We start from the raw sequence: 16,894 nt of genomic DNA on the forward strand, positions 1-16,894 counted from the left end.
GTTGAACGGCACAGCGGCACAGCGGCACAGCGGCACAGCGGCAGAACTGCACGACCAGAACGGCTGGGCGGCAGAACCACTCAAGCGCTGAACCGCTCGCCGGCGGCGCGCCCCCGGGTCACGGCGGCCCGGGGCCCGTCGCCCCTCACGCCGGTCCGTGGACGCCGGGCCGGCAGCCCGGCGCCGCCGCCCGGCCGACCGCGGAACATCCCCACCCCGCACCGGCGTTGTGGCCCAACAGGGGGCGCGCCCACCCCCTAGGGAACATCCCCCACCCCATCCGCCGCCCCGTCCCCCACCAACACCACCGCCGCTTCCGCCGGCAGGTGCAGTGTCCCGTCGGCCTCCGGGTGCAGCGGGCGCGGCCAGCCCGCCACCGCTTCGAAGCGGGATGCCCCGGCGGGGCCCACCGGGATGGTTGACGTGCCCTCAGAGGCGAGGTTGACGGCCAGGTGTACGGGGCCGCGGCGGAGGAGGAGCCAGCGGGCGGACGCGTCGTGGGTGAGGCGGGTGCGGGACGGGTCGGGGTCGGTCAGCGCGGGATGGGTGCGGCGGAGGGTGAGGAGGGTGCGGTACCAGGACAGCAGGGCGGCGTGCGGCTCGGCGGAGGGTTCGGCCCAGTCCAGGACGCAGCGGTCGCGGGTGGCCGGGTCCTGCGGGTCCGGCCAGTCGGCGTCGAGCCCGTCCCCGTGCGCCGCGCCGCCCTCCTGCGCGGCGAACTCGCGTCGTCGGCCCGCCCGTACGGCCTCCGCAAGCTCCGGGTCCGGGTGGTCGGTGAAGTACTGCCAGGGGGTGCGTGCGCCCCACTCCTCGCCCATGAACAGCATCGGGGTGAAGGGGGAGCAGAGGACCAGCGCGGCGGCGCAGGCGAGCAGGCCGGGGGAGAGCGCCGCGGTGAGCCGGTCGCCGTGGGCGCGGTTGCCGATCTGGTCGTGGGTCTGGGCGTAGGCGAGCAGCCGGTGCGGCGGGGTCGTGCGCAGGTCGAGCGGTGCGCCGTGGCGGCGGCCGCGGAAGCTGGAGTGGCCACCGTCGTGGAAGAAGCCGCCGGTCAGGGTCTTGGCGAGGGCGGCCAGCGGGGCGCGCGCGAAGTCGGCGTAGTAGCCGTGGGACTCGCCGGTCAGCGCGGTGTGCAGGGCGTGGTGGAAGTCGTCGTTCCACTGGGCGTGCAGGCCGAGGCCGCCGCTGGCCCGCGGCGCCGTGGTGCGCGGGTCGTTGCGGTCGGACTCGGCGATCAGGAACAGCGGGCGGCGCAGCTGGGCGGCGAGCGCGTCCACGGCGGCGGAGAGTTCGGCCAGGAAGTGCTGGGCGCGGTCGTCGTGCAGGGCGTGCACGGCGTCCAGCCGCAGTCCGTCGATGCGGTAGTCGCGCAGCCAGCCCAGCGCGCTCCCGATGAGATAGCCGCGGACCTCGTCGGAACCGGGGGCGTCGAGGTTGACCGCGGCCCCCCAGGGCGTGTGGTGGGCGTCGGTGAAGTACGGGCCGAACTCGGGGAGGTGGTTGCCCGACGGGCCGAGGTGGTTGTGGACCACGTCGAGCACGACCCCGAGGCCGTGGCCGTGCGCGGCGTCCACGAACCGCTTGAGCCCGTCGGGCCCGCCGTACGGCTCGTGCACCGCCCAGGGCGCGATCCCGTCGTACCCCCAGCCGTGGGTGCCGGGGAACGGGCAGACCGGCATCAAGGAGATGTGGGTGATGCCGAGGTCGGCGAGGTGGCCCAGGCGGGCCGCCGCGGCGTCGAAGGTGCCTTCGGGCGTGTACGTCCCGATGTGCAGCTCGTAGAGGACCGCGCCGGGCAGCGGACGGCCGGGCCAGGGGTGCCGCCAGGCGAACCCGGCGTGCTCGACGACCGCGCCGGGTCCGCCGGGGCCCTCCGGCAGCCGGGCGGCGCGCGGGTCGGGCCGCGGCGGGCCGTCGTCGAGCCGGAAGGCGTAGCGGTCGCCGTCGCGGGCCGGCGCGTCGGCGCGCCACCAGCCGGGGCGTCCGGGGGCGGGCTCCAGCGGGACCGGGGGCTCGTCGGACCGGTCGCCGGCCCACTGGAGGGCGACCCGTCCGGCACCCGGCGCCCATACCTCGAACAGCACGGCTGTCCTCCTTCGTCACTGCGGCCCCGGCCGTCCCGACACCAGGCGGCCCCGGTTACCGACGACCAAAGCACGCCGCCGCCGTGGACGGAAGGACGCGGCGCGGCGGGGCACGGACATCGCCTGGACACCGACTCGCCGCAGGCCGGACAATCACGCTATGACTTCGCTCCAGTTCCCCGCGCGGCCTTCCGACGCCGATCGGGAACGCGCCCTTGAACTGCTGCGCGACGGTGCGGCGGAGGGACGGTTGTCCCAGGACACCTTCCTGCGCCGGCTGGAACTCGTCCTGACCGCCCAGCAGCACTCCGATCTCGCGGCCGCCACCGCCGATTTGGAGAGCCGCGGCAAGGTCCAGGGGTTGCTGCTGCGGATGGTCGGCCGGGTGTCGGCGTTCCACATCCGGGTGCGCAGGGCCTGGCGCACGGAGCGGCTGCCGAAGCTGCTGCTGCCGGAGCCCGGGCCGTTCCCGCTGCTGATCGGGCGGGCCCCGGGCGTCGGCCTGCGGCTCAACCACGAGACGGTCTCCCGCAACCACGCCGAGCTGCGCAGCGAGGGCACCGGCTGGATGCTGCGCGACCTCGGTTCCACCAACGGCACCTGCGTCAACGGCCGCCGGCTGGTGGGCGAGATACCGGTCGGTCCCGGCGACCACATCAGGTTCGGGCAGGTCGACTACGTCCTGACGGAGCGCCAGGCCCCGCCCGAGCGCTGACGAACGCAGCAGGAGCGGGGAAGGGGTGCGGTAGTCGGGCTCCCGGGGGCGGACGACGGAGCGGCAGAGCGGCCCGGTGCGGGTGCGGTCAGTGCTGGTGCAGCCCCCGCCCCGCCAGTGTCAGGAACGCCTCGCCGACCGCCTCCGACAGCGTCGGATGGGCGTGCACCTGCTGGGCGACGTCGGACGGTTCGGCGTCCCACGCCACGATCAGCTGGCTCTCCGCGATCATCTCCGAGACGTGCGGCCCCACCAGATGGACGCCCAGCACCGCGCCGGTGGCCTCGCCACCCGCCCCGTCCGCTGCCGCGATCACCTTCACGATGCCGCCCTGCCCGTGGACCATGCCCTTCGCGGTGGCCGTCAGCGGCATCGTGTTGACCTTGATCTCCAGCCCCCGGGCGCGCGCCGCGGCCTCGCTCAGCCCGACCGACGCGGTCTGCGGACTGGAGTACGTCACCCGCGGCACCGTCGCGTAGTCCACCGGACGGGACGGCACCCCGGCCAGCGTCTCGGCGACCAACAGCCCCTCGGCGAACGAGGCGTGCGCCAGCCCGGGCGACGGCGGCGGCAGCAGATCGCCGACCACATGGATGCCGGGCACCGCGGTCTCCAGCCGCGCCCAGTCCGCCGGCGGTACGAAACCCCGCTCGTCCACGGCCAGCCCGGCCGCCACCAGCCCGAGCCCGTCGGTCACCGGGGCCCGCCCCACCGCGACCAGCAGCCGCTCGGCCTCGACCACCACCTCCTCGCCCTTGGGCGTGACGACGGTGGCCCGTACACCGTCCGGCAGCAGCTCCGTGCCGGTCAGCGTCGAGCCCGTGCGGACGGTGATCCCGCGCCGCTTCAGCCCCCGGAGGAGATGCCGGCCGACCTCCTCGTCCTCCAGCGGAAGCAGCCGGTCCGCCGCCTCGACCAGGGTGACCTCGGCGCCCATCGAGCGGTGGAACGAGGCGTACTCGATGCCGATCGCCCCGCCGCCCAGGACCAGCACCGACCCCGGCAGGCCCGGCGCGAACAGCGCGTCGTCGCTGGTCACCACCCTCCGGCCGTCCGCCGTCAGGCCCGGCAGCGTCCGGGGCCGGGAGCCGGTTGCCAGCACGATCCCGCGCCGGGCGGTGAACGTGCCGCCCTCCGGCCCGTCGACGAGCACCGAACGCGGCCCGGTCAGACGCGCCGAACCGTGCACCACGCGCACCCCGGCGCGCGTCAAGGTGCCGCTCACGCCCTGGTGGTTGCGGGCCACGATGTCGTCCCGGGTGGCGGTCAGCGCGTCCCAGTCCACCGCGTCCACGCTGGCCTTGACGCCCCAGCGGGCGCCCGCCTCCGCGATGCCGTCGACCAGTTCCGCGGCGTGCAGCATCGCCTTGCTGGGGATGCAGCCGCGGTGCAGGCAGGTGCCGCCGACGAGATCGCGTTCGGCGAGCACCACCCGCAGTCCGAGGGCGGCGGCCCGCAGGGCGGTGCTGTAGCCGCCGGTGCCCCCGCCGATGACGACGACATCCGGCGCGTCGGGCCGGTCCGTGAGCGAGTCCGTGTTCATGGCAACAGCCTCCGCCCACCCGCGGTCATGAGTCCAAGGCAATGTTTCTATGGGAGCGATGAACTGTGTGCATGGGAGCGCACGGGGGAGGCGGGGAGCGGCGGATGAGCCTGCGGCAGATGGAATACCTGGTGGCGGTGGTCGAGGAACAGTCCTTCACCCGGGCCGCGGAGGCGCTGCACGTCAGCCAGTCCGCGCTCTCGCACCAGATCAAGGCGCTGGAACGGGAGGTCGGCGGCCCGCTGCTGGAGCGGATGAACCGCGGCGTGCGGCTGACCGCGATGGGCCGGGCCTACTACCCGCACGCCGAACTCGCCGTCCGCAGCGCCCGCCAGGCCCGGCGCGCGGCGCTGGCCGCCGGCGGGGCGGAGAGCGGCGAACTGCACATCGCGACGGTGCACGCCCAGGCCATCGGGGTGCTCCCGGCGGTCTGTGCCCGCTGGACCCGGCTGCACCCCGGGGTCCGCCTGGTACTCCACGAGTACGCCACTACCGACGAACTGACCGACCAGATGGTGCGCGGGGTGGCCGACGTGGCGCTGGGGCCGCGCCCGGAGGACTGGCCGGGGCCGGTCACCGTCGTCGGCCGGGAGCGGATGGTGGTGGTCGTCCCGCACGACGACCCGCTCGCCGCCCGGGAGTCGCTGCGCCTGACGGACCTGGCGGACCGGCCCTGGGTGCGGTGCAGCCTGGAACCGGTGCTGGCGGGCCGCCGCTGGCTGGACGTGGAGTGCGAGCGGGCGGGCTTCACCCCGCGCACCGCCGTCCGCACCCAGCACACCTCGACGGCCGTCCGGATGGCCTCGGCCGGCGTCGGCGTCCTGCTCACCGCGGCCCACGAACTGACCGGCCTGGACTGCGCGCGGATACCCACCGACCCGCCGTGGCGCCGCGACATCACGGTCTTCTCGCGGGTGGAACTGACCGGCGCCGCCGCGGAGTTCACCGAGCTGCTGAGGGAGTGGGGCGCCGCCGATGGTTCCTGACGCAGCGTCAAGAATGCCCGGCCGCGACACCCCTGCCGCCGCCTTTGCCGCTCGGTGCTACTCCCGTACGAGCAGTGCCACCGGCCACTGCGTCAACAGCGAGTCCACCCCCACCGCGGCACCGCCCGCCAGCGTGCGGCCGGTCAGCAGCTCCCGCCAGTCGCCGCCCGCGGGCAGCCGCAGCCCGGTGTCCCACCAGCCGCCGGTCTCCTGCAACCGCAGCGACAGCCGGGTCACCGCCGTCACCACCCGTCCCGCACGGACGAACGCCACGCAGTGCTCGGCCGCCGGGCCCTCCGCGGCCAGCGGCTCGTACGACGCGGCGGCGCCGAACCACTCCGGGTGCGCCCGCCGCAGCCGCAGCGCGGTGGCCGTCAGCCGCAGCTTCTCGGCGGACAGCCCGGCCGGCGCGGCACCGTCGTCCAGCGCCGCGAGCGGCCCCGGATCGCACCGCGCGGGCCGCCGGTTGTCCGGGTCGACCAGCGCCGCGTACTCCCGCTCGGTGTCCTGGTAGAGGTCGGGCACGCCCGGCATGGTGAGGTGCAGCAGCGTCGCGGCCAGTACGTTCGCCCGGACGTACGGGGACAGTTCGGCCTCCAGCGCGGCCAGTCGGTCGGCGGCCGGACCGCACGGCCCGCTGCGGACGAACTCCGCCACCGCCTCCTCGTACACCGCGTCCGGCTCCGTCCAGGTCGTGCGCAACCCGGCCTCCCGCACCGCCTTGAGGACCGCGGGCGTCAACTGCTCCGCCGTCGGGCCGCCGGTGGCGGACGCACCCAGCCCGAACGCGGTCTGCCAGGCCGACCAGGCCACCAGGGGATCCACCCGTACCGCACCGTCCGCGACCTCCCGCCCGTCGGCCACCACGTTCAACACGTCCCGCCAGCGGTCCGGGCACTCCGACAGCACCGCGATCCGCGCCCGCACATCGGCACTGCGCTTGGTGTCGTGCGTGGAGAGCACCGTGCCGCTCTCCGGCCAGTCGCGCTGCAGCCGTGCGCAGTACTCGTGGAACGTCCCGGGCCCCAGCGCGGGTTCCCCGGGATCGCCCCCGACCTCGCAGGCCGACAGCAGCACCGGGTAGCGGTAGAAGGCCGTGTCCTCCACGGACTTGGCGTGCAGCGCGGACGCGGTCTGCGCGAACCGCGCGGCGAAGTCCGCGACATCGGGATCCACGGCGTCCGTTTCCACGGCCTCGCGCTCCGCGGCATCGCGACCCGGGGCGTCGTCCGCGCCGTCCGCGCCGTCCGCGTTGTATCCCAACCGCCCGAGCACCAGGTCGTGGACCAGATCCACCGCCCCGGCTTCCTCCGGCACCCGGAAGGTGGCCCGGGCCCGCTCCGCCGCGGCGCGCAGCATCGCCGCGTCCGCCGCGGCCCGGGCGGTGTCCGTGGCCTCCCCGGCGTACGGCCGGTAGACCGGTAGCCGCACCAGTAGTTCCCGCACCGCCTGCCGCAGTGCCCACGGCGCATGGTCGCCCGGCCGGGGCACCCGCTCGCCGATCCGCGCCGCGGTCCGTACCAGCCGCTCCACCTCCGCCGCCAGGTCGTGCTCGACGACCTCGTAGGCGGCTCGGCGGACCGTCTCGTCCCAGTCGCCGCCCTCGTCGGCCAACGGGGTGACGAAGTCGCGGTAGTGCGAGAACAGCCGCCCGGCGCCCTGCGGGCAGACGAACAGCCCGTCGAGGTGGCGGAGCGCGTCATAGCCCGTGGTGCCCGCGCAGGCCCAGCCGTCCGGCAGCCGCTCGGCGCCGGTCAGGATCTTCTCCACCACCGTCCAACAGCCCTTGGTCCCGGCCCGCAGCCGCGCCAGATAGCCCCCGGGATCCACCAGCCCGTCCGGATGGTCGATCCGCAGCCCGTCGACGACCCCCTCCCGGATCAGCCGCAGCACCGTCCCGTGCGTCGCGTCGAACACCTCCGGATCCTCGACGCGGATCCCGATCAGCTCCGAAATGGTGAAGAAGCGCCGGTAGTTGAGCTCGGTGCGGGCCAACCGCCACCAGGCGAGGCGGTACCACTGCGCCTCCAGGAGACGCGGCAGCGGCAGCAGTTCCGTACCGGGGCGCAGCGGGAGGACCTGCTCCCCGTAGTGCAGCAGCCCGCGCTCGACCCGGAACCGGGGCAGCTCGTTGCCGATCCGCCCCTCCAGGACGGGCAGCAACAGCCGTCCCCCGTGCCCGCCGTCCCAGTCGATGTCGAACCAGTGCGCGTACCGCGACGCCGGCCCGTCGCGCAGCACCTCCCACAGCGCCCCGTTGAGCGACAGCGGCGCGGGCACCGCCATGTGGTTGGGCACGATGTCGACGACCAGCCCGAGGCCGTGCGCCCGGGCCGTCGCCGCCAGCGCCCGTAGCCCCTCCTCGCCGCCCAGCTCCGCCCGGACCGCCGCGTGGCCGGTCACGTCGTACCCGTGGGTGGACCCCGGCACCGCCTCCAGTACGGGGGAGAGGTGCAGATGGGACACCCCGAGGGCGGCGAGATACGGTACCGCCCGTTCGGCGGCGGCGAACGGGAAGTCCGGCTGGAGCTGCAGCCGGTAGGTGGCGGTCGGCGACGGACTCGAAGGCTGCGTCATGGGAACACCCGTACCCCGCCGACGGCCCGTTCTGTCATCGGGTTGCGTCATCCCGGGCCGTCCCGCCGGTCGTGTTTTCGTCCGAACCGGAAAGCCCCTTCGCGGTATCGCTTTGTACGTACCGCCGCTACGGATCGTGCCGGTGCGGTGGATAGCTTCTTGTGATGACCGCCGCCACCGCCACCTACCGCCGGGTGCTCGCCCTCAGCGGGCCGCTGCTGCCCGCCGTCTCCTTCCTGGGGCGGTTGCCGACCGCCATGTGCCAGCTCGGCAGCGTGTTGTTGGTGGCCGAGACCAGTGGTTCGCTGACCACCGCGGGCCTGGTGGGCGGCGCCCTGGCGGCGGGTCAGACGGTCGCCGGCCCGCTGATGGGGCGGCTCGCGGACCGGCACGGCCAGCGCCCGGTGGTGCTCGTCGCCTGCTGGCTCAACGCGCTGGCGGTGGCGGCTCTGGTGACCGCCGCGCTGGCCCGGACGGCGACGCCGCCGCTCGCCGCGATCGGCCTGCTGGCGGGGGCGAGCGTGCCCCAGATCGGCCCGCTGGCCCGCACCCGGCTGGTCGCCCTGGCGCACCGCGCGGCGGCCGACGACCGGGTGGTGAGCGCCGCGCTGTCCCTGGAGGGCACCCTGGACGAGGTGTCGTTCGTGCTCGGTCCGGCGCTGGTGGGGCTGGCCGCCACCCTGGCGCACCCGGCGGTGGCGCTGGCCCTGGCCGCGGCGCTGCTGGCGGTCTGCGGCTCGGCGTTCGCGCTGCACCCGACCGCGGTCGCCGTGCGGCCCGCCGCGAACGCCGCCGCCCGGGCCGTCCGCCCCGCCCGCACCCGGATGCCCCGCGCCGTCCACGCCATGCGCCTGTCGACGGCCCTCCAGGGCGCCATGTTCGGCGCCTGCCAGGCCGGCATCACCGCGCTCACCGAACGCCTCCACCAGCCCGCCCAGGCGGGGCTGGTGTACGCGGCGATGGGCGTGATGAGCGCCGCCGCTGGCCTCTCGCTCGCGCTGGTACCGGCCCGGATCGGCCTGCCGACCCGCTGGCGGGCGGCCGCCGCCGCGCTCATCGTGCTGTCCGTGCCGCTGCTGTTCGTCCGGTCGATGGCCGCGCTCTACCTGGTCGTCGTGGTGCTCGGGGTGGCGTTCGCGCCGCACCTGATCACTCTCTTCGGGCTCACCGAACGGCTGGTGCCCGCCACCCGGCTGGCCGAGTCGATGGCGTTCCTCACCAGCGCGGTGGTCGGGGGCCAGGCCGTCGCGCTGGCCGTCTCCGGGCGGCTCGCCGACGCGTACGGCCCGTCCGCCGCCTTCGCGGTCGCCGTCGGCGCCGCCGTGCTGATCCTCGGCGTCGCCCTCGCCACCCGCGCCGGCTCCCGGCCCACCGCCCCCGTCCGCACCGCCCGGCCCGGCCGGGGGGCCGCGGCGGACCGCACCCCGGCCCCCTGAGCCTTTGGCCCCCCCCGCAGGCTCAGGCCGGCCGCTGGAGCACCAGCAGGCTCCGCCCGACCAACGTCAGCCGGTCGCCGCCCTTGACCTTGGCGCCCCGGCCGTCCGCCGCCGCTGCCGGCCGGTCGGTGTCCACCACGACCTGCCACTGCCGGCCCAGGTGTTCCGGCACCGTGAACTCCTTCTCCTGGTCATGGGCGTTGAACATCAGCAGGAACGAGTCGTCGGTGATCGGCTCGCCGCGCGGCCCCGGTTCCGAGATCGAGCTCCCGTTCAGGAAGACCGTCAGCGACTTGGCGTGGACGGACTGCCAGTCGCGCGTCCCCATCTCCGCCCCGACCTCGGTGAACCAGGCGATGTCGGACAGCTCGTCGTGGGTGCCCTCCATCGGGTGCCCCTGGAAGAACCGCCGCCGCCGGAAGACCGGGTGGTCCCGCCGCAGCCACACCATCTGCCGGACGAACGCCAGCAGCGCCAGCTCCTCCTCCCGCTCGGCCGCCGCCGGCGTGTCGACCACCGCCCCGCCGTCCCCCTCGACCGCCTCGCCCCCGTCCGCCTCGCCCGCCTCGTCCGTCCCGTCCGCTCCGTCGGGCCGGTCGGCGTCGAACGCCCCGGCGCTGCCCGGCGCCCCCGGCTCCGGCCACCGCACCCAGGTCAGCTCGTTGTCCTGGCAGTACGCGTTGTTGTTGCCGCGCTGGCTGCGGCCGAACTCGTCGCCGTGGCTGAGCATCGGCACGCCCTGCGACAGCATCAGCGTGGCGAGGAAGTTCCGCATCTGCCGCAGCCGCAGCCGGCGCACTCCGGGGTCCTCGGTCGGCCCCTCGACCCCGCAGTTCCACGACCGGTTGAAGCGCTCGCCGTCCCGGTTGTCCTCGCCGTTGTCCTCGTTGCGCTTGTCGTTGTACGAGACCAGGTCGCGCAGGGTGAAACCGTCGTGGCAGGTGACGAAGTTGACCGAGGCGAGCGGCCGCCGCCCGTCCTCCTGGTAGAGGTCCGACGAACCGGTCAACCGGGATCCGAAGTCCGCCAGCGTGCGCGGTTCGCCGCGCCACAGGTCCCGCACGGTGTCCCGGTACTTCCCGTTCCACTCCGTCCACAGCGGCGGGAAGTTCCCCACCTGGTAGCCGCCCTCCCCGACGTCCCACGGCTCGGCGATCAGCTTCACCTGGCTGACCACCGGGTCCTGGTGCACCAGGTCGAAGAACGACGACAGCCGGTCCACCTCGTGGAACTGCCGGGCCAGCGTCGCCGCCAGGTCGAACCGGAACCCGTCCACGTGCATCTCCTGCACCCAGTAGCGCAGCGAGTCCATCACCAGTTGGAGCACGTGCGGACTGCGCATCAGGAGGGAGTTGCCGGTGCCCGTGGTGTCCATGTAGTACCGGCGGTCGTCCGACAGCCGGTAGTAGGAGGCGTTGTCCAGCCCCCGGAAGGACAGCGTCGGCCCCAGGTGGCTGCCCTCGGCGGTGTGGTTGTAGACGACGTCGAGGATGACCTCGATGCCCGCCCGGTGCAGCGCCCGGACCGCGGTCTTGAACTCCAGCACCTGCTGCCCGCGGTCCCCCCAGGACGCGTAGGCGTTGTGCGGGGCGAAGAAGCCGATGGTGTTGTAGCCCCAGTAGTTGCTCAGCCCGGCGTCCACCAGCCGGTGGTCCTGGACGAACTGGTGCACCGGCATCAGCTCCAGGGCCGTGACCCCCAGCGCCGTCAGGTGGTCGATGATCGCCGGGTGCGCCAGCGCCGCATAGGTACCGCGCAGTTCCTCCGGCAACTCGGGGTGGCGCATGGTCAGGCCCTTGACGTGGGCCTCGTAGAGCACCGTCTCGTGGTAGGCGGTCCGCGGCGGGCGGTCGTCGCCCCAGTCGAAGTACGGGTTGACCACCACCGACGCCATGGTGTGCGGCGCCGAGTCCAGGTCGTTGCGCACCTCCGGGCGCCCGAAGCGGTAGCCGTAGACCGCTTCGTCCCAGTCGATCACGCCGCTCATGGCCCGTGCGTACGGGTCGAGGAGCAGCTTGGCGGAATTGCAGCGGTGCCCCCGCTCGGGCTCGTAGGGGCCGTGCGCCCGGAAGCCGTAGCGCTGTCCCGGCATCACCCCCGGCAGATACGCGTGCCGTACGAAGGCGTCGGACTCGCGCAGCTCGACGGCGGTCTCCGACCCGTCGTCGTGCAGCAGACACAGTTCGATGCGCGTGGCGGCTTCGGAGAACACCGCGAAGTTGGTGCCCGCACCGTCGTAGGTGGCACCCAACGGATACATCTGTCCCGGCCAGACCTGCATGCGTAGACTCTTCCACTTTCTCTACGGGGCGGCGGCGGCTCCACGACACACGTCCGCGGACCGAATCGGATTCCTTCCCCCATATGTCCCAAACTGCCGGATAGTGGGAGATTTTCGTGTGAACTCCGCTGAATGGTGGGTCGTCTTCTGTAATGTCGGATTGTCGTACCGTGCGCCGATCGGGGTCGGTGGCCGGCATGGACGGTCGGTGTACGGGGCGGCGGACCGGTACGGCTGTCCCTCAAGCGGACCTCTTCGACGGACTACATCAAATGCCGACGGTTCGCCAGCGACATTCCGGCCCACCGCGGCGCCCCGCGCCCGGCCCGGCCTCGCGGCGCGATGTCAACGGCCCGCCGTCGGAACACTCCATCGCGTGGGCCGGAATCGGTCCGCGCCTCCTGCCCTGGCTATGAAACCGCTCACTCCCCCCACACCTTCCGGCCACAACCGGCACTATGAATAAGGGGAGTTGGCATCCGACTCGATGCATCCTGCTGCACCGCCCCCCGCGCCGCAGTAGTCTGCCTTGATCGTTGGCACGGGGGTTCGGGAGGCGGTGGCAGGTGAGCGGCGGGCTGGAGTTGCCCCCTGGTGACGAGAGTCATGAGGGCCACGAGGGCGGCTCCGTGGACGCACCGCCCGGCACGGTGTCCCTGGCCCGCCCCCTGGAGATCGGCGCGGAATTGGACTGGGGGGCCGACGCCTGGAGCGAGGTGCGGACCCGGGCCCGACGGGCCGGTCGCGCCTACATCTGGCTGAATCTCGTCGAGCAGCGCCTGCGGGCCGTCGTCGCGGCCGTCCTGCGCCCCATCTACGAGCCGGTGCACGGCGACGAATGGGTCATCGCGGCCGCCGGGCCCGCCGGCCAGGAGTGGGTCCAGCGCGCGGTCGCGGTCCGCGAGGTCAGCCGTCGCAAGGGCTACCTCCTCGACCCCGCCGACGACAACATCGTCAGCTTCCTGACGCTCCCGCAGCTCCGCGAGCTGATGGTCCAGCACTGGCCCTGCTTCGAGCCCTACGTGGACGACCGCCGCGAGGTCGAGCTGGTCCTGGACGAGCTGGAGGTGGCCCGCAACATCGTCTCCCGCAACCGCGCGCTGTCCGAGACCGTCCTGGCCCAGGCCGAGCGGGCCTCCGCCCGTCTGCTGGACATCCTCGGTTCCGGGGCCGGCACCCGTATTTCCGGGCGGCTGCCCATCGACGCCGTCGAGGACCTCGTCGGCGACCGCTACGCCGACGTGGTCGGCGTGCACCCCGACCGGGTACGGCTCCAGCGCCAGCTGCCCGCCGAGGACCTCTTCGGCGGCGCCCGCCGCCTCGACGCGGTCGGCATAGGACTCAACCTCCTGGTCCAGAACTACTCCGGCCGTCGGCTGGTCCGGCTCGCCGAGTCCGGCTGCCGGGTCCGGGTGCTGTTCCTCAACCCGGCCAGCAGCGCGGTCCGCCGCCGGGAGCGCGAAATCGGCCTCAAAAAGGGCGAGATGAGCCGCTCCATCGAGATGAACATCCTCCACATGCGCCGGGTCCGGGCCCGGCTGCGGGACCCCGGCGCCTTCGAGATCCAGGTCTTCGACGAGACCCCGCGCTTCACCGCCTACCTCGTCGACGGCGACGGGCCCGACGGGATAGCCGTCGTCCAGCACTACCTCCGCAAGAGCCGCGGGATGGAGTCGCCGGTCTTCGTACTGCGCGGGGGCGGCCGCGAGGTGGTCCGCCAGGACGCCCGCGACGGCCGGGACATCGACCACGGGCTCTTCGAGATCTACCGCGAGGAGTTCGAGAGCGTCTGGGCGGACTCGCGGCCGGTCTCCTGAGCCGGTCCGGGCGGCGGGCCGGGCGGCGGGCCGGGCGGCCCGGCCCGTTGTCAGTGGCGCGTGGGAGAGTGGTCGGACCACGGGGGAGGAACCACCGAAGGAGGCCGCGCATGAGTGAGCGCAGCGTGGGGATCGGCCCGGCCGAGGGCCGGGACGGCATCGAGCAGGGGTGTGCGCCGCGCCGGTGCGGGGTCGGGCGAAGCGAGGTTTCGGCATGAGCTGGCATCAGGAGCTGCTGGTCGGCTTCGACCTGGAGACCACCGGCACCGACGTCGAGCAGGACCGCGTCGTCACGGCCGCGCTGATCCGGCTGGAGGGGGACGGCCGGGTGGCCGACAAGCGGTCCTGGCTGCTCGATCCGGGCGTGCCGATCCCCGACGAGGCCGCGGAGATCCACGGCATGTCGACCGCATACGTCCAGGAGCACGGCCGAGCGCCGGCGGCTGCCATAGCGGAGATCACCGAGGCGCTGGCCGAGGTCCTGCGCGCGGACATACCGCTGGTGGTGATGAACGCCCGCTACGACCTCTCGCTCCTGGACCGCGAGTGCCGTCGCCACGGCGTGCCGACGCTGACCGACCGGCTGGGCCGACCGCCCGCCCCGGTCATCGACCCGCTCGTCCTCGACAAGCACGTGGACCGCTACCGCAAGGGCAAGCGTGCGCTCCAGGCGCTCTGCGGGCACTACGGCGTACCGCTCGACGGCGCGCACGAGGCGGGCGCCGACGCGGTGGCCGCGGCCGGCGTCGCCCGTCGCATCGGGGAGAAGTACCCGGCCGTCGCGCTGCCCTCGCCGCGTGCCCTGCACGCCCTCCAGGAGCAGGCCGCCGCCGAGCAGGCCGCCTCGTTCCAGGCGTATCTGCGCCGGTCCGGCGACCCGCGGGCGAGAGTCGAGCCGGCCTGGCCGCTGATCCCGTTTCAGCGCTGAGGCACCCGGCCGGTGCGGCCCGGAGGCCGGGTCACCGCCTCAGAACGGGTACCACCGGATCGCCGCGTCCTTCTCGCGCAGCGAGGCGATCCGCCGTCGGAACTCTTTGAGCGCCGCCGGATTCCCGGGCGCGTGCTGGGAGACCCAGGCACAGCTCGCCGTCTCCCGGGATCCGCGCAGGACGGCGCAGCCCTCCCAGTCCCGGACGTCCCACCCGTACACCGACACGAAGGCGTCGTAGGCTTCCGCGCCCAGCCCGTAGCGGTCCCGGCTCAGCGCCATCACGACCAGGTCGTGCTCGCGCAGGTCCGAGGAGAAGGTCTCCAGGTCGACCAGCACCGGCCCGGCGGGCCCGATGTGGACGTTGCGGGGCAGCGCGTCGCCGTGGATCGGGCCGCGTGGCAGATGCGGCTCCAGCGCCGTCGCGGCCAGCGCGAAGGCATCCCGCCGGCCCCGCAGATACTCCGCGTCGGCCGGCGACACCGCGTCGCCGGCCAGCCGCAGCCACCGCTCCACGCCGTCCAGCAACTCGCGCCGGGGGAGCGCGAACGGCGGCTCGGGCAGCGCGTGGACGCGCTTGAGCAGCTCGGCGAGGTCCTGCGGCGCGGCGGGCCGGACGGCCTCCGGCAACTGCTGCCAGTACGTCACGGGGTGCCCGTCGACGAGCCGTGCGGTCGGTTCCGCGGCCCGCACGGCCGCGACGTCCTCGGCCGCCAGCCACTGCGCCACGGCCAGCTCCCGCTCGGCGCGCGCCAGCAGTTCGGCGCTGCGGCCGACCCGGACGACCGGGCCGCGCTCGCCCAGGGCGAAGACGGCGTTCTCACCGAGTGCGAGCAGCCGGGCGTCCGCCGCCGCGCCGGGGTGCCCGGCCGCGGCCAGCACGTCCCGGGCACGCGCCTCGGTGAAGGCAGGGCTGGGTTCGGTCATCGGGTTGCCTCCTGCGGTGCGGTCTCGCGACCAGTGTCGCAGGTGCCCGATGCCGCTCCGGGGCCCGTCCGCCCGCCGTCGGAAGAACACTGCCGGGTGGGGGAGTTGACCGCCCGCCGCACCCCTGGTGTGGCGACTTTTCGCCGTTGAACGATACGTATCGTCTCGCATAAGGTCCTGGGTATGCCTCAGCACCCCTCGCACATCGCCATGTTCAGCATCCCGGCGCATGGCCACGTCCAGCCGAACCTCGACGTCATCCGTGAACTGGTCGACCGTGGGCACCGGGTCAGCTACGCCATCCCGGACGCCTTCGCCGATCTCGTCGCCGCCACCGGCGCCGAACACCGGCCGTGGACCTCCGTCCTGCCCATCGATGAAAATCCGCAGTCCTGGGGCCCGGACGTCCTCGACCACCTGGAACCCTTCCTCGACGACGCGGTACAGGCCCTGCCGCAGCTCGCCGCGGCCTACGAGGGCGACACCCCGGACCTCGTCCTCCATGACAGCGCCGCGTTCCCGGCGCCGCTGCTCGCCCACTGGTGGGAAGTTCCGGCCATCCAGCTCACCCCGCACATGGTCGCCTGGGACGGCTACGAAGAGGAGGTTGGCAAGGGGATTCGCGAGGAGGTGCTGCGCGCCGAGCGCGGCCGCGCCTACTACGCCCGCTTCCGGGCCTGGTTGGATGAGCACGGCGTGCCGGGTGTCGTCGAGCCGGATTTCCTCTCCGCCCGCCCCGCCCGCGCCATCGTCCTGATCCCCCGCGCCATGCAGCCGAACGCCGACCGGGTCGACCCCTCCGTCTTCACCTTCGTCGGCTCCTGCCAGGGCGACCGCTCCGCGCAGGGCGACTGGCGGCGGCCCGCCGGTCTCGCGCCGGACGCCAAGGTGCTCCTGGTCTCCCTGGGCTCGGTGTTCACCGATGCGCCGGAGGTCTACCGGGCCTGTATCGAGGAGTTCGGCGGGCGGCCGGACTGGCATGTGGTGCTGCAGATCGGGAAGTTCACCGACCCGGCGGTGCTCGGCGAGATCCCGGACAACGTCGCGGTGCACACCTGGGTCCCACAGCTGGCGATCCTCCGCCAGGCGGACATGTTCGTCACCCATGCCGGGATGGGCGGCAGCCAGGAGGGCCTGGCGAACGGGGTGCCCATGGTGTGCGTACCGCAGGCCGCCGACCAGTTCATGAACGCCGACACCCTGGAAAGGCTCGGTGTCGCACGGCAGTTGGCGAACGGGCAGGTGACGGCGCGGGCACTGGGTGATGCGGTGCGCTCGCTGATCGACGATCCCGATGTGGCCGCGACGCTCCGACGGATCCGCGCCGAGATGGCGGACGAGGGCGGCAGCCGGCGGGCCGCCGATCTCATCGAGGCCCAACTCCCGTAGGCGTAACCGCCGGTACGCAGATCTTGCGAGGCGCGAGCCTGCCACAGGGGGATGGTTGACGAGCAAATGAATCGTCAGCTGTCCCCCTTCGTTGCGCACATGTAAACGGAGTTGAGTCGGTGTGCGTCAACTCCAGCGCGTCCTTTGGGTACTTCTGAAACCCTTTGTATTTCTACAGGGTTGTTGCGAATCTCACACGGCCCGGCGGCCCTTG

General features: G+C 73.7%; 11 protein-coding genes. 6 read left to right on the forward strand and 5 right to left on the reverse strand.

Features of this window, described 5'->3' with window-relative positions:
* Positions 1-257: 257 nt before the first annotated feature.
* The gene (gene treZ, locus JNO44_RS32100) at positions 258-2,081 is read right to left on the reverse strand and encodes a malto-oligosyltrehalose trehalohydrolase (RefSeq protein WP_205367323.1); all 1,824 of its coding nucleotides are present in this window, start codon (positions 2,079-2,081) and stop codon (positions 258-260) included.
* A gap of 160 nt (positions 2,082-2,241) precedes the next feature.
* Between treZ and JNO44_RS32105 the strand changes: the two genes are divergently transcribed.
* Positions 2,242-2,796 (forward strand): DUF1707 and FHA domain-containing protein, encoded by a 555-nt coding sequence (locus tag JNO44_RS32105; protein ID WP_039631801.1) that lies wholly within the window; start codon positions 2,242-2,244, stop codon positions 2,794-2,796.
* An 88-nt stretch (positions 2,797-2,884) separates the two neighbouring features.
* Here the strand turns inward: JNO44_RS32105 and lpdA are convergent, their stop codons facing one another.
* Positions 2,885-4,339: a dihydrolipoyl dehydrogenase gene (gene lpdA, locus JNO44_RS32110; protein ID WP_205367325.1), complete on the reverse strand. Its 1,455-nt coding sequence runs from the start codon at positions 4,337-4,339 to the stop codon at positions 2,885-2,887.
* 104 nt (positions 4,340-4,443) lie between these two features.
* On the opposite strand from lpdA, the gene JNO44_RS32115 reads away from it, so the two are divergent.
* Positions 4,444-5,325 carry a LysR family transcriptional regulator gene (locus tag JNO44_RS32115; RefSeq protein ID WP_205367327.1) on the forward strand — a complete coding sequence of 294 codons (882 nt, stop codon included), beginning with the start codon at positions 4,444-4,446 and terminating at the stop codon, positions 5,323-5,325.
* Between the two features lie 57 nt (positions 5,326-5,382).
* Here JNO44_RS32115 and treY read toward each other — a convergent pair whose 3' ends face one another.
* Positions 5,383-7,902, reverse strand: a complete 2,520-nt coding sequence (gene treY, locus JNO44_RS32120) for a malto-oligosyltrehalose synthase (protein WP_205367329.1) — start codon at positions 7,900-7,902, stop codon at positions 5,383-5,385.
* 164 nt (positions 7,903-8,066) lie between these two features.
* On the opposite strand from treY, the gene JNO44_RS32125 reads away from it, so the two are divergent.
* On the forward strand, positions 8,067-9,338 hold the full coding sequence (locus JNO44_RS32125) for an MFS transporter (RefSeq protein WP_205367330.1): 1,272 nt from the start codon (positions 8,067-8,069) through the stop codon (positions 9,336-9,338).
* Between the two features lie 22 nt (positions 9,339-9,360).
* Here the strand turns inward: JNO44_RS32125 and glgX are convergent, their stop codons facing one another.
* A complete protein-coding gene (gene glgX, locus JNO44_RS32130) occupies positions 9,361-11,619 on the reverse strand; it encodes a glycogen debranching protein GlgX (protein ID WP_205367331.1) in 2,259 nt (752 codons plus the stop codon).
* 566 nt (positions 11,620-12,185) lie between these two features.
* Between glgX and JNO44_RS32135 the strand changes: the two genes are divergently transcribed.
* Positions 12,186-13,436: an SAV2148 family HEPN domain-containing protein gene (locus JNO44_RS32135; RefSeq protein ID WP_205367332.1), complete on the forward strand. Its 1,251-nt coding sequence runs from the start codon at positions 12,186-12,188 to the stop codon at positions 13,434-13,436.
* A gap of 214 nt (positions 13,437-13,650) precedes the next feature.
* Positions 13,651-14,364 carry an exonuclease domain-containing protein gene (locus tag JNO44_RS32140; RefSeq protein WP_205367333.1) on the forward strand — a complete coding sequence of 238 codons (714 nt, stop codon included), beginning with the start codon at positions 13,651-13,653 and terminating at the stop codon, positions 14,362-14,364.
* Between the two features lie 39 nt (positions 14,365-14,403).
* On the opposite strand, the gene JNO44_RS32145 is transcribed toward JNO44_RS32140, so the two are convergent.
* On the reverse strand, positions 14,404-15,291 hold the full coding sequence (locus tag JNO44_RS32145; RefSeq protein ID WP_205367335.1) for an aminoglycoside phosphotransferase family protein: 888 nt from the start codon (positions 15,289-15,291) through the stop codon (positions 14,404-14,406).
* Positions 15,292-15,474: 183 nt separating this feature from the next.
* Here JNO44_RS32145 and JNO44_RS32150 point away from each other — a divergent pair, with 183 nt between their 5' ends.
* The gene (locus JNO44_RS32150; protein ID WP_205367337.1) at positions 15,475-16,680 is read left to right on the forward strand and encodes a macrolide family glycosyltransferase; all 1,206 of its coding nucleotides are present in this window, start codon (positions 15,475-15,477) and stop codon (positions 16,678-16,680) included.
* Positions 16,681-16,894: the final 214 nt, after the last annotated feature.

It is taken from the genome of Streptomyces noursei (genome assembly GCF_016917755.1).
GTDB lineage: Bacteria > Actinomycetota > Actinomycetes > Streptomycetales > Streptomycetaceae > Streptomyces > Streptomyces yunnanensis.